13 protein-coding genes and 1 riboswitch are annotated in these 12,937 nt (G+C 64.8%); of the genes, 5 read left to right on the top strand and 8 right to left on the bottom strand.

Annotated elements, in window-relative coordinates; translation table 11 throughout:
* Positions 1-26 precede the first annotated feature (26 nt).
* On the top strand, positions 27-785 hold the full coding sequence (locus X741_RS158300; RefSeq protein WP_023777011.1) for a triose-phosphate isomerase: 759 nt from the start codon (positions 27-29) through the stop codon (positions 783-785).
* Positions 786-819: 34 nt separating this feature from the next.
* Complete coding sequence (locus X741_RS158305; protein WP_023777010.1) at positions 820-1,260, top strand: RpiB/LacA/LacB family sugar-phosphate isomerase; 441 nt, start codon at positions 820-822, stop codon at positions 1,258-1,260.
* Here X741_RS158305 and dhaL read toward each other — a convergent pair.
* From dhaL to X741_RS158325, 4 genes are all read right to left on the bottom strand, one after another.
* The gene (gene dhaL, locus X741_RS158310; RefSeq protein ID WP_023777009.1) at positions 1,257-1,892 is read right to left on the bottom strand and encodes a dihydroxyacetone kinase subunit DhaL; all 636 of its coding nucleotides are present in this window, start codon (positions 1,890-1,892) and stop codon (positions 1,257-1,259) included. The genes X741_RS158305 and dhaL overlap by 4 nt on opposite strands.
* Before the next feature lie 14 nt (positions 1,893-1,906).
* Positions 1,907-2,920, bottom strand: a complete 1,014-nt coding sequence (locus tag X741_RS158315; RefSeq protein WP_198023943.1) for a dihydroxyacetone kinase subunit DhaK — start codon at positions 2,918-2,920, stop codon at positions 1,907-1,909.
* A 68-nt stretch (positions 2,921-2,988) separates the two neighbouring features.
* On the bottom strand, positions 2,989-3,462 hold the full coding sequence (locus X741_RS158320) for a 6,7-dimethyl-8-ribityllumazine synthase (RefSeq protein WP_023777007.1): 474 nt from the start codon (positions 3,460-3,462) through the stop codon (positions 2,989-2,991).
* A 76-nt stretch (positions 3,463-3,538) separates the two neighbouring features.
* A riboswitch (FMN riboswitch) is annotated at positions 3,539-3,753 on the bottom strand.
* 57 nt (positions 3,754-3,810) lie between these two features.
* Positions 3,811-5,001: an MFS transporter gene (locus tag X741_RS158325; protein WP_023777006.1), complete on the bottom strand. Its 1,191-nt coding sequence runs from the start codon at positions 4,999-5,001 to the stop codon at positions 3,811-3,813.
* 48 nt (positions 5,002-5,049) lie between these two features.
* On the opposite strand from X741_RS158325, the gene X741_RS158330 reads away from it, so the two are divergent.
* The gene (locus X741_RS158330) at positions 5,050-5,589 is read left to right on the top strand and encodes an Lrp/AsnC family transcriptional regulator (protein WP_023777005.1); all 540 of its coding nucleotides are present in this window, start codon (positions 5,050-5,052) and stop codon (positions 5,587-5,589) included.
* A gap of 157 nt (positions 5,590-5,746) precedes the next feature.
* Positions 5,747-6,559 (top strand): class I SAM-dependent methyltransferase, encoded by an 813-nt coding sequence (locus X741_RS158335; RefSeq protein ID WP_023777004.1) that lies wholly within the window; start codon positions 5,747-5,749, stop codon positions 6,557-6,559.
* Between the two features lie 18 nt (positions 6,560-6,577).
* Here X741_RS158335 and X741_RS158340 read toward each other — a convergent pair whose 3' ends face one another.
* Together X741_RS158340 and oiaX are read right to left on the bottom strand one after the other, a co-directional pair.
* A complete protein-coding gene (locus X741_RS158340; RefSeq protein ID WP_023777003.1) occupies positions 6,578-7,900 on the bottom strand; it encodes a four-carbon acid sugar kinase family protein in 1,323 nt (440 codons plus the stop codon).
* A gap of 8 nt (positions 7,901-7,908) precedes the next feature.
* Positions 7,909-9,159: a 3-oxo-isoapionate-4-phosphate decarboxylase OiaX gene (gene oiaX, locus X741_RS158345; RefSeq protein WP_023777002.1), complete on the bottom strand. Its 1,251-nt coding sequence runs from the start codon at positions 9,157-9,159 to the stop codon at positions 7,909-7,911.
* Positions 9,160-9,346: 187 nt separating this feature from the next.
* On the opposite strand from oiaX, the gene X741_RS158350 reads away from it, so the two are divergent.
* Complete coding sequence (locus X741_RS158350; protein WP_013896818.1) at positions 9,347-10,060, top strand: transcriptional regulator NanR; 714 nt, start codon at positions 9,347-9,349, stop codon at positions 10,058-10,060.
* 6 nt (positions 10,061-10,066) lie between these two features.
* Here the strand turns inward: X741_RS158350 and X741_RS158355 are convergent, their stop codons facing one another.
* Together X741_RS158355 and X741_RS158360 are read right to left on the bottom strand one after the other, a co-directional pair.
* Positions 10,067-11,905, bottom strand: a complete 1,839-nt coding sequence (locus tag X741_RS158355) for a hypothetical protein (protein WP_023777001.1) — start codon at positions 11,903-11,905, stop codon at positions 10,067-10,069.
* On the bottom strand, positions 11,902-12,936 hold the full coding sequence (locus X741_RS158360; protein ID WP_023777000.1) for a Gfo/Idh/MocA family oxidoreductase: 1,035 nt from the start codon (positions 12,934-12,936) through the stop codon (positions 11,902-11,904). Before X741_RS158360 ends, X741_RS158355 begins: the two co-directional genes overlap by 4 nt.
* Position 12,937: the final 1 nt, after the last annotated feature.

The following is a 12,937-nucleotide window of genomic DNA, read 5'->3' as shown; positions in this document are numbered from 1 at the left end:
CAAACAGAAGGCAAGGAGCGGCAAGCGTGGTTTACTGGGTCGGTACAAGCTGGAAGATGAACAAGACGCTCACCGAGGCGATGGAATTCGCCGCGATCCTGGCCGGGTTCGTCCCTGGTTTCGATGACCGCATCCAACCCTTCGTCATCCCGCCATTCACGGCGGTTCGGGAGGTCAGGCAGGCGCTGTCCTCGACGCGGGTCAAAATCGGCGCCCAGAACATGCATTGGGCCGATGCCGGCGCCTGGACCGGCGAGATTTCACCTGTGATGCTGACCGATTGCGGGCTCGATCTGGTCGAACTCGGCCACAGCGAACGGCGCGAGCATTTTGGCGAGACCGATCGCACCGTCGGTCTGAAGACGGCGGCGGCCGTAAAACACGGATTGATCCCGCTGATCTGCGTCGGCGAGACGCTGGCCGAGCGCGAAAGCGGCGAGGCCGATGCGGTGCTGGCCAGGCAAGTCGAGGGGGCGCTGCAATTCCTCGAAGAGGAAGGGAAGGGCGCGAAGATCCTGTTCGCCTACGAGCCGGTCTGGGCGATCGGCGACAAGGGCATTCCGGCCAGCTCCGACTATGCCGACAAGCAGCAGGGACTGATCAAGACCGTGGCCGGGGGCCTGCTGCCGTCCATCCCGCCGGTGCTCTACGGCGGCAGCGTCAATCCCGGCAATGCCGCCGAACTGATCGGCCAGCCGAATGTCGACGGTCTCTTCATCGGCCGCTCCGCCTGGCAGGCGCAAGGCTACATCGACATCCTCGGCCGCGCCTCGGCCGCGATCTGAAATCAAACGCATCCAGTCAAGAAAGGACACGATCATGAAAATAGCCATTGGAGCCGACAGCGCCGGCAAGCCGCTGCTCGATGTCATCGCCGCACATTTGGCGACCAAGCCCGGGCTCACCGTCAGCGATCTCAGCCAGGCCGGCTACTACGCCGACCTGTCGCAAAAGCTCGCCCAGACGATCGTCGACGGCGACAACGATCGCGGCATCCTGTTCTGCGGCACAGGCATCGGCGTTTCGATTTCGGCCAACAAGGTGCCGGGCATCCGCGCCGCACTCACCCACGACACCTATTCGGCCGAACGCGCCGCCAAATCCAACAACGCGCAGATCATCACCATGGGCGCGCGCGTCATCGGCCCGGAACTGGCCAAGGCGATCGTCGACACGTGGCTGGCTTCCGAGTTCGACGAGAAGGGGCCGTCGGCCGGCAATGTCCAGGCGATCAACAGGCTCGATGCGGCTAAGGCTTAAGCCAAAGCCTTCGTCATCGCAGCGATGACGGTGACTACGGACGCCGCACCCGGGTCCATGTGCCCGAGCGAGCGTTCACCGAGCCGGGCCGAGCGGCCCTTGGTCGCGACCATGTCCTTGGTCGCTTCAGCACCAGACTCAGCCGCGGCAAGGGCGGCGGCCAGGCTTTCGGACAGCGTCTTGCCGGCAGCATGCGCGGCCCCGGCCGCTTCGGCCGCTGGCTGCCAGGCATCGATCATCGTCTTTTCGCCAGGTTCGGCCTTGCCGCGATCCTTGATGCCCTGTGCCATGGCCTGGAACAGGGCGATGAATTCGGCGTCCGTCAGCGTCGCCTTGCCCTTGACGGCGGCAGCCGCACGCATGAAGGCCGTCGCATAGAGCGGGCCTGAGGAAGCGCCGACCGCATTGAGGAACGACTTCGCCGCGCCGTTGAGCAGCGCGGTCGGCTCGACAGCGGCGAGGTCGAGCGATGCCAGCGCATCGCGCACGGCGCCGAAACCAAGCGCCATGGCGATGCCGTGATCGGCGTCGCCAATGACACCGTCGAGCCGGCAGAGCCGGTCCTTGTCGGCCTCGATCGCCGTTGCGATCTCATCGAACATTCTTTTCAGGTCGGCGGCATCGATGGTCACGGATCGCTCTTTCGTCAGCCGGCGCGGAACATGGCGCAGTCGCAAGGGTGGTCGAGCATGGTCTGCAGCTCGCCGTCGAGATGCATCAAGGTCACCGATGCGCCGGCCATTTCCAGCGATGTACAATAATTGCCCACCCAGGTCGCGTGGATGGAAACACCGACGTCATCGAGCCTTTGCTTGACCCGGCGGTTCATGATGTAGAGCTCCATCAGCGGCGTCGAGCCGAGCGAATTGACCAGCACCGCGATCTTGTCGCCGCGCGACGGCGACATCTCGGCGAGGATCCTGTCCAGCATCTCGTCGGTGATCTCATCGGCGGTCCGGAGCTTGCCGCGCGCGATGCCGGGTTCGCCGTGGATGCCCATGCCGATCTCCATTTCGTCGGCGCCGATCTCGAAATTCGGCCGCCTTGTCTGCGGCAGCGAGCAGGGCGACAGCGCCACGCCCATGGTGAAGGTGCGGTCGTTGGCCTTGCGCGCGATGCGCTCGCATTCGTCGAAGGAGAGCATCCGGTCGCATGCGGCGCCGGCTGCCTTGAAGATGAAGAAATTGCCGGCGACGCCGCGGCGCTTGTCCCGCTGATCGCGCGGTGCCGAAGCGACGTCGTCGGTGGTCAGCACGGTGCGGACCTCGATGTCTTCCATCGCTGCCATCTCGGCCGCCATGTCGAAATTCATCACGTCGCCGGCATAGTTGCCATACATGAACAAGACGCCGGCGCCGCCGCTCACCGCCTTGGCGCATTCGAGGATCGGATCGGGTGGTGGCGAGGCAAAGACATTGCCGATGGCCGCCGCGTCCGCCAATCCCTTGCCGACAAAGCCGAGAAAGGTCGGCTCGTGGCCCGAGCCGCCGCCGATCACCAGCCCGACCTTGCCGGGCCGCGGCCCGTCGCGGGCGACGATCGAGCGCGGGCTGCCATCCGCGCTCCTGAGATGGCGAGGATGCGCGGCGAGGATCCCTTCGAGCATCTCGTCGACGGAACGGTTGCCGTCATTGATGATCTTCTTGGTCTGCACCGGCATCCTCCCGAATTCGGCATTTCGCAAATACTACCGGGTGTTATCGCGATTTCCACCCGGCCGCGAACATTTCATGCCGCGATCTTTTCCCGGGCCGCCAGGATCTGGACGCAGGCATTGGCCGCTTCCTTGCCCTTGACGGTGAAGTGCTCGAAGAAGAAGCGGTGATGCTCGGCGCCGTCGTGATAATTGTGCGGCGTGAGCACCGCCGAAAGCACCGGCACGCCGGTCGACAGCTGCACGTTCATCATGCCGTCGATGACGGCGCCGGCGACGAACTCATGCCGGTAGATGCCGCCATTGACGACGAAAGCCACGCCCAGGATCGCCGCGTAGCGGCCGGTCTGGGCCAGGGTCTTGGCGTGCAGCGGGATCTCGTAGGCGCCGGGCACGTCGAAGACATCGACGGCAAAGCGTCCGTCGCCAAGCGCGGAAAGCTCCGCCTCGAAGGCCGCAACGCACTGGTCGACGATATCGGCATGCCACCGCGCGCGAACGACGGCGATGCGAACAGTTTCATAGTCTTTGTGGGAATGCTGATTCATGGGTCCATCCTTCCGTTTCGAACCAGAATCAGGACGCACGATACAAAATCCGGCCCGCCGGGGCGGTCCGTCTTTCGTTCGTTCTCTTTCATCCGGACTATACCGTCGGCTCCGGAATCAGACCGGATCTGCTGACCTTTCCACTAGAGCGCCACGCGTCCTCTTGGACGCGTAAAGGACGCTCTAGCACCTAGGAATCCACGCATTGGCGCGTGGACTGGAAAGCGCTCGCGGGCTTTGGTCGAAACCTTTACCGCCGGTGGGGACTTTCACCCCGCCCTGAGAACATTAACGGCTTTGTATGAAAGGGCAGGGCGCGGCTGTCAACCGCGCCAACGCGCTGGCCCATCAGGTGCTGCTCGAGTGGCGCGTGCGCCATGCCGCCGCCGAGGCGGCAACCAGCATGAGCAATGCCGCGATCATAGCGCAGGTGGCAAAACCGAAGGTGGCATAGAGCGGGCCAAAGCCGGTTGTGCCGACAAAGACCGCCAGATAGGTCACCGCGCTGTTCAGGCCCATGATCGTGCCGCGCCGCGAGGGATCGAGCGCGGAGAGGCGCATCACCAGCACATTCAACCCGAAATGATTGGCAAGTCCCCACACCGCGACCATGGCTATGGTCAACCCGAAACTGTCGCTCGTCGCGGCAATGGCGACGTAGACGATGGCGACAAGCAGATAGGCGTACGGCATGACGCGACGGGCGCCGAGGCGATCGATCACGCCATCGAGTAGAGCAGCCATGCCGAAACCGATGCCGTAGGCGAGAGCGGCCCAACCGTTGGCGCTCACCGGCTTGCCCAGCCCACTGTGAAGGTGGTCGCCAAGATAGCCGTAGACGCCGTAGAAGGCGGTCATGAAGGCCGCGCAGGCGACGAGAAGCGGCACAATGCCGGGAATGCCGAGCGCGGCCAGCGGTGCTGGCGCCGGGCCGCTCTTCCTGGTGTCGCTCAGTGACGTCATGGTGAGGCCGGCCAGTGCAAGCATCGCGAGGATCGCGACAGCGGCGAAGACGGCGCGCCAATGCACGAGATCGGCAAGCACGGCCGACAGCGAAACGCCGGCCACCATGCTGAGCGTCCATCCGGTGAGCACGACGCCGATCGTCCCGCTTTCGCGGCCGGGCGGCGCGATCGCCGCCGAACTGGCATAGATCGCGGGCATGGCGATGCCGGCGGCGATGCCGGCCAGCAGCTGTGCCGCGACCAGCATGATCACCGTCGGCGCCGCCGCGCTCGCGACAAGTGCCAGCGCCAGCAGCAGCAACGCCCCCTGCAGCATCCGGCGTGCGCCGAGGCGGTCGATATAGCGGGCCAGGAACAGGGCGCTTGCCGAGGTGCCCAGGCCAAACGCGGCCGCAGCGACCATGACGGCCGGGACGCTGGTTGCGAACGACACGGCCACGGCCGGCGCAATCGGACCCAGCACCAGCGAGTTCGAGCCGATAACCGCGATGCACCCGGTCAAAAGATAGGCCAGCGCCGGGATCGGCGGCCTGGCGTCGGCTGCGAAGGTCGTGGCTTGATCACTGTTCGACATATCAACATAATGGCCGTATTAAATTCTGTAGCAATCGGGATTGTCGATATGGATGAAGAAACAGATGGCATTCGGCAGAACAGGCCAGCACCCCGTGATGTCGACGCAATCGACCGAAAGATATTAGGCGTTCTCGTCGAGGACGCCACGGTCAGCTACGCCGAACTGGGTGACCGTGTCGGCCTTTCGCCGCCCGCCGCCCATGAGCGGGTCAAGCGCCTGCGGCGCAGCGGCGCCATTCGCGGCACGGCTGTGATCATCGACCCCCATGCGGTGCGGAAACCGCTGCTCGCTTTCGTGCATATCGATACCAAGGGCTGGGGCAAGACGCCGGAACTGATGGCGGTTTCGCAGTATCCTGAAGTCGAGGAGATCCACACGGTCGCCGGCGACACCTGCGTGCTGCTCAAGGTGCGTACCGAGGATCCGAGGGCGCTCGAAGGATTGCTGTCGCGTCTTTACGAAACGCCTGGCGTCACCTCGACGCGCAGCTATGTGGTGCTGTCGACCTATCTCGAGCGGCCGGTGCAGCCCGGCGTCACCACGCAATGGCCAACGCCCCAACATATGAGCCGGCCGCTATACTAGGTCTGGGCTCGTTGACGCCCAGCGCAAGCCTGTCGCGACCAGGTCGCGGGCGTGGTAGAGATAAGGGCTGAAGCAGGTCGGCTCCCAGCGATTGCGCCGCAGAGGGACAATCGCATGCTGGTCTCGCGAGGTTTCAAACCGACGGCGGGGGATAGCAATGTTGGAAACGGACAAGGCCTTTACCGGTTCGATCCCGGAAAACTACGACCGCTATATGGTGCCGTTGATTTTCGAACCTTTCGCCGCCGATCTGGCACTGCGGGCAGCGGCCCTGTCGCCCGGCGCGGTCTTGGAAATCGCCGCGGGCACCGGGGTTGTCACGCGCGCATTGGCGCCAAAACTGTCCCCTGATGCAAGCTATGTCGTGAGTGACCTCAATCAGCCCATGCTCGACTACGCCGCTTCGCGACAGGCTCTCGACAGTCGCATCACATGGCGCCAGGCGGATGCCATGGCGCTGCCGTTTGAGGATGCTGCCTTCGATGTCGTCTGTTGCCAGTTCGGCGCGATGTTCTTTCCCAACCGCTCAGCCGCCTACCGCGAAGCGAGGCGGGTGCTGAAGCCCGGCGGACACTTCCTGTTCAACGTCTGGGATCGCATCGAGGAGAACGTATTTGCCGATGATGTGACGAATGCCCTCGCAAGGATTTTTCCGGATGATCCGCCGCGCTTTCTGGCGCGCACGCCCCATGGCTATCACGATACGGCCCTGATCCGCCGCGACCTGGAAGACGCGGGTTTCTCCCATGTGGTGATCGAGACGAGAGCCGAACAGAGCCGTGCATCCTCACCGCGCCTGCCGGCCGTTGCCTATTGCCAGGGGACGGTTCTTCGCAGCGAGATCGAGGCCAGGGACCCCGGAAAACTCGAAGCCGCAACCGACCATGCCGCGGCCGCGATCGCGGAAAGGCATGGCAGCGGCGAGGTCGCCGCCAAAATCCAGGCTCACGTGATCATGGCTGTGGCTTAGTCTGCCATCGAGCGTGTCTTAGCTTCCGAGCCGGATCGTCTCGAAATAGGCGTCGGTGCCGACCTGGCCGCCCTTCAATGCGATTTCGAGCCCGTCAATCTCGCCGCCGCCATGGGCGAGACAAAGCGGCGAGCCGGGCGATTGTGGCAACGGCATGCGCACGGTCAGCGCATCGATGGACAACTGTCCCAGCGCGTGGCTCGACGTGTCGCCGCCGGCGATAACCGCGCGCTTGAGTTTCTCTGTCGCCACCAGCCGGCGCAGGATGGTTCCTAGCGCCCGGCCCAGCCTGTTGCGTGCGCCTTCGATATGGTCGATCTCGGCACTGCGATCGGCCTGTGGACCAAGCGCGGTGTAGAGGATGACGCTGCGCCCCGCCGCCAGGCTTGACAGGCCGCTGGCGACGGCGCGCTCGATCGCATCGCCGGCGCCCTCCGAGACCAACTGCATGGCGTCCGTCTGAACGCCGTCAAATCCGTGCGCGAGCGCGAAACGGATCTGCTTCTCCGTGGTCGGCGACACACTGCCCGAGACCACGGCGAGCCGGTCGACCGGACCGGGCGGTGTGAAGGACACGTGCCCTGCGGCGATGCCTTTGTCGGCCCATTCGGCAAGCAGCGCATATTCGACGCCGGAGGATCCGACGACGAAACCATGGCCTTGTTCGCACATGCGCCAGACCTGTTCGCCGACGCGCTTCTGCGTCTGGCGGCTCTCGACGTCGAACAGGACGATTGCCCTGTTTTGCAAGGCCTGATCGACCCGTTGTGGAAGATCGTCGGCCTGCAATGCCGCCAGGTCGACAAGGCCGGAAGCGAGACCGGTCTGGCGAGACAGATGGAGGAGCAGATCGGCCTCGTTCATCGGCGTCACCGGATGCCGGCTCATGACGGGGTGCCGGTCGATGCGGAAATAGTCGCCGCGGAATGCAGCGAAGAGGTTCCCGAACGCTGTATAGCGCTTGAGCTGCGGCGCCCCGACAACCACCGGCACGGCCTTCTGGCCGAAGACACCCCTGCCGATTTCTATGGCGCGGCCGATGCTGCCGATCGTCGGGCTGGAATCGAAGGTCGAGCAGATCTTGTAGTGGCAAACCGCCGCCTTGAGCCCCCTTAGCCACTCGAAGGCCGGCACCAGGTTTTCATCCATCCATTGCGGCGTTTCGCTGCGGCTCGTGCCCGCCAGTCCCATGGCGCGGCAATGCGAAAATCGCTCCAGCAAGGGCTGGTCGGGCTGGCGCATGAACAGCACCGTCGGCACGCCGCCGAGTTCGAGTGCCTCCATGACGTCGGTCGAGCCGGTGAGGTCGTCGCCATAGTAGCTGAGCAGCAGGTTGTGCATGGCCTCGCTCACGCGGCCTTGCCGTCGCCGAACTTCTCGATCGAGCGCGCCAGTTCGACATGGCTGCTTGCGTAGTCCGCCAAGGAAATACCCTCGACGGCGGCCTGCCAGGCCTGCTGGACGGCGCGCACGCCGGCACCCGGGCCGTCCGGATGGCTGACGATGCCGCCGCCGCAGAGATAGAGCAGATCGACCGTGCGCCCGGTGCGCTCGTAGGTCTCGGGCGCCTGTCCGCCCCATTGGCCCGAACCGGCGACCGGCAGAGCGCAATCATCAGGTGAGAACAGCGGCGTCGTCACCGCCTCGAAGGAGGCGATGAAAGATGCGTCCGGCTCCCAGTATTTCGAGGCGATGCCGTTGATCTGGAACTGGTCGACGCCGAGCAGCCGCCAGAACTGCTGCCAGACCTTGAAGTCCATGCCGAGGCCGGGATGGCGGGTCAGGATGTCCCAGCCGTTGCGGTGGGCATGCAGCACCAGGCCGGAGCGCTTTCTGAGGTAGGCCATGCCGCCGAAGCCGATGGAGTTGATGTTGATGACCGCGCAATTGCCGCCGGCCTTGAGCACCATATCGTGGTTGCGCATCACCTCGTCCGGGTCGGCATGCGAGATGCCGAAGGCATACATCACCTTCTTGCCGGTCTTCTGCTCGTGATCGAGGATCAGCGGCATGACCGCCTTCACCCGCTCCGCCAGCGGCGAGTAGGCCGGGCTCATCAGCTTCTCATCGTCCTTGATGAAATCGACGCCGGCCGCGATCAGTTCGCCGACCATGGCGGCCGTCTCGTGCGGTCGCAGGCCCAGCGCCGGCTTGACGATGGTGCCGATGATCGGACGGCCCTCGACACCGGTCAGCCTGCGGCTGCCGGCAACGCCGAATTGCGGCCCCGGATGGGCGCCCCTGAATTCTTGCGGCAGCTTCATGTCGACGACGCGGATGCCCGACAGGCCCTTGATCGAATAGGTGCCACCGATCGCGATGGTCATCAGCGCCGAGAGGTCGGTGCCGATGGCATCGAACGGAAAGGCGATATCGACGTCGGCGCGCCTGAAAGGCCCGGTGCCGGCCTCGGGAATGGACGGCTGCTCTGCATCGGGCAGGTGCCGGATCGCCAGCACCCGTGCCGCCACGCGCGCCTTCAGCTCTTCGGTCTCGCCGGGCAGCGCAACGAAGGTGCCGGTCGACTGGTCGCTGGCGATCTTGGCCGCCAGGGCTTCTATGCTGCCTGAGGTTTCGATGCGATAGGTGAGGGTGATCATGATGGATTTGGCCGGTCGAAAGGGTTCGAAAAAAGTTTCGTTGCGAATGAAATCTGGTATAATGAGTACATAAGTATTGCAAGCAAATATCCCGACTGCCGCGACGGGCGTCGGTTAAGGGCAGGCATTCCGATAGTCCTGCCCGGAATGCTACACAGGAATCGGGGCAAGGGAGTGATTCGCGGCGATGAACCGTTCGGAACCGATCGTCCGGCGCAAGCTTTCCGACGAAGTCTTTGCAAGGCTGAAGCGGCTGATCACCAGCGGCGAATTGCAGCCGGGCGATGACATGCCGTCGGAGCGCGAATTGATGGAGCGCTTCGAGGTCGGCCGGCCTGCGATCCGCGAGGCCATGCAGGCGCTGAGCAATATGGGCCTTGTCGCCATCTCGCATGGCGAGCGGGCCAAGGTGCTGCAGCTGACCGCCAAGTCGATCATCAGACAGGTTGACGGTGCGGCCAAGATCATCCTGTCTTCATCGAAGGACACGCTCGAGCATCTGAAGAGCGCGCGCATCTTCTTCGAGCGCGGCATGGTCAAGGAGGCCGCCGAAAGGGCCACCGCCGAGGATGTGCAGCAGCTCAAGGAAACCGTTGCCGAGCAGCGCGGCGCACGCGGCAATTCGGAAGCCTTCATTTCCGCCGACATGAAATTTCACAGCCGGATCGCGGCGATTTCGGGCAACCCGATCTATGTCGCCGTCAGCGAGGCGATGCTCGGCTGGCTGAAGGAATACCACACCGAGATGCTGATCTGGACCGGCAAGGAAAAGTACACGCTGACCGAGCACGAGGAGATCATCGACCGCATCGAGCACAAGGATGCCGACGGCGCCGAGAAAGCGATGATCAAGCATCTCGAGCGCTCGCGCGCGCTCTATGTGATGAATTCCGAGAAGTAGGCTAGCCTAACCAATCCTGGCAATCGCGTAGGGCGGCATGACGAGACGGCCCTCGCCAAGCTTGGACGCGTCGACCTGCACATCGTCGGCCGTCAGATTGGCCAGCCATGCGATGGTCTCGCCCGAGGTGGAGCGCCCGGCCAGCGCCAGCACCCGCGTCTCGTCGCTTGTTTTCGCGGCAACGTGCGCGAGCCCAGCCAATCCGCAAAGCGCGGAGATAGCCTGGAAGATCGGCCGCGGCGATCCCTCGGCGGCAGGTTCCCCGGATGCCGCCAGCACGCCGAACGGCCCGGTGAAGCCGGACAGCGTCAGCATCTCCAGTCCGGCCGGCGCGACGCGCGCGGCATAGCCGATCGTCCATGCGGCGGCGTACTGGGCGGCATGACGCGGGTCGCGATTGGCCATGGCGATGCGCTGGCCGTCAAAATTGTCCTTCGTCGTGCCGCCATAGGGGTTCTGCCGCATGGCGATGGTCGACGGCCCGATCCGGTAGGGCTTGTCGCCGAAGATCGCCCGCGCCGACCGGGTGATGAACGGCAATGCCTCCAGCGACTGCATCACGCTGAGGTCGTCGGCCGCATGCACGATCGGGCAGGTGCAGTGGGTGACGAAATCGAGCGGCCCGGCCGGAACGCGCTTGCGGTTGAGCTCGGTGAAATAGCTGAACATGCCGCCGCCGAGACGAATATCGGGAAAGGCGTGGCGCGCGGCGGCGTAGACATCCTCGAGCGGCGGGCATTCCGGCCAGGCACTGCCCGGCGGCGTCGACTGCCGGTCGACCGAAGGCGATACCGCGACGGCGTCGAGCCGCAGGCCCGCCTGGCGCACCATGTCGGCGACCGCTGCGAGTTCGGCATCGAGATCGCCGGCGCCGGCGACAACGCATTCCAGCGTTGTTGCCGCAGGGCAAGCGGCGGCAAGCCGGGCATGGGCGCGCAAGGCTTCCAGCCCGTGGCCGCGCGTCGGGTCGTAGTGGAGCAAAAGCTGCTGCGGGCCGAGCTTCGACAGCATCGGCAGGTTCGCCAGCGTTGCCTCCACATCCTCGGGATAAATGACCACGCCGATATCGGGCAGTCTTGGTCCGGCTTCGCCAAGCTCGATGCGGACCGGTTCATTGCCCGAAGCCGTGGCCGAAGGCCTGACGTCGCCCGCAATGCGCAGGCTGACGGTCTGGCGCACAGGTTCCCCCGCCGGCAGCACATAGGGCCAGGGCAGCGCCAACGGCCGCACATAGGTCTTGTAGGAGGCATCGGACCAGTTGCGCTGGTCCTCCATCTCGAATGTGTCGCCTTCCATCCGGCACTCGGCGGTGAGGCCGGGCCGCACCGCATGCGTGATGGCGCGCAAATCCTTGAAAGGCTGCCAGGGGTCGATCAGGTCGGGCAGTGTCGTATCCACCATGCTGCCGTCGGTATGCTCGACGGTCACCGGGCTGCCGGCAAGCCCCGCGATCGGATGCAGGATGCAGAAGCCGCAGCGGTTGGTCTCGAAATCGCTTTCGGGCAGCGCGCTGACGTCGAACACCAGCCGGCCGTCGGCCGCTCCCTTGATGGTGGCGCGGAAGGCGAGCCGGCTTTCGCCCGGTCCGGCGCAACTTGCCGTGTAGCCGACGCAGAAAGCATCGGCGCCCTGGTCGATGGTCAGGTCCGCCAGCACGGGTTCGTAGGTGCCCCAGTCGCGGTCGCGCACGATATAGGCGATGGCGCGCAGCACCTCGGTGCCGCCATGGCGGATGCTGCGCAAATTCCCGTTGACCAAATCGGCGCTGAGCGGGCCGGCGCTGAGCCGGACCGGTCTGGCTTCCGCCGCGCGTGTGCCGCAGAGGAGGAAGCCATCCACGCTCATTTCAGCAGCTCGTCCATCCGCACCGGTTCGCGGCTCGCGGCGCCGGCATAGGCAGCCTCGACCAGCGCGAACGTCTTGAGATTGTCGGCGCCCGAGGTCGCCGGCTCCTTGCCGCCGACAAGGCAGTCGACCCAGTGCCGCTGGATCGCCAGCACGCTTTCCTGGATGTTGTGCCATGGCCGCGATGCCCAGGGCAGTAGCGGCGGCGAAATGTCCTTGACCGTCGTGCCGCTCTTGCCGGTGACGGTGAGTTGGTAAGCCTGCGCCAGCCGGATCGTGCCGTCGCTGCCATCGATCTCGATCAGTGTTTCGGGAAACGGCTCGACGGCGAGCTTTGTCGCGTAGCTGCAATCCACAACCGAGGTGGCACCGCTTTCGTGGTCCATCAGCATCGTGGCGACATCCTCGCCGGCAATGGCGGGATTGATGCGCGCGATGCGGGCAGTGAGGCTCAATACGTCGCCGAGCAGGAAACGGGCGATGTCGAGAATGTGGATACCGAGATCCTCGATGATGAAGCGTTTTCCGGTTGCCAGGTAAGGCTGGCCGGAAAACACGTCATAGGCGGAGCGAAAGGAGATGCGTCCGAAGAAGGGGGTGCCGATCTCGCCGCTGTCGAGCACTGCGCGCACCGCCTGGATCGGCGATTGCCAGCGAAAGTTCTCGTGCACCATCAGCGGCACGCCGGCCGCGGCGCAGGCCGCGACCATCGCCTTGGCGTCGGCGAGGCTCGGCGCGAACGGTTTCTGGCAGATCACCGGAACGCGGTGGCTGGCTGCCAACTCGACCAGCGGCCGGTGGCTGCCGACGGTCGTGGCGATGTCGACGAAGTCGAGTGTCTCGCCTGCAAACATCGCCGCCGCATCGGTGTAGCGCCTGGAGATGCCGAACTGGTCGCCGACGATCCGGAGCCGTTCCGGATCGCGGTCGCAGATGGCGATGATCGAGGCGCCCTCGATGTCGCGCCAGGCATGCATCTGGTTGACGGCGAAGAAGCCGCAGCCGATCAGCGCTCCACGCAATTTAGCCATG

The organism is Mesorhizobium sp. LNHC221B00 (assembly GCF_000502935.1).
Taxonomy (GTDB): Bacteria; Pseudomonadota; Alphaproteobacteria; order Rhizobiales; family Rhizobiaceae; genus Mesorhizobium; species Mesorhizobium opportunistum.
The sequence above is the reverse complement of the archived record's forward strand: the minus strand, read 5'-3'. Positions and strand labels throughout refer to the sequence as shown.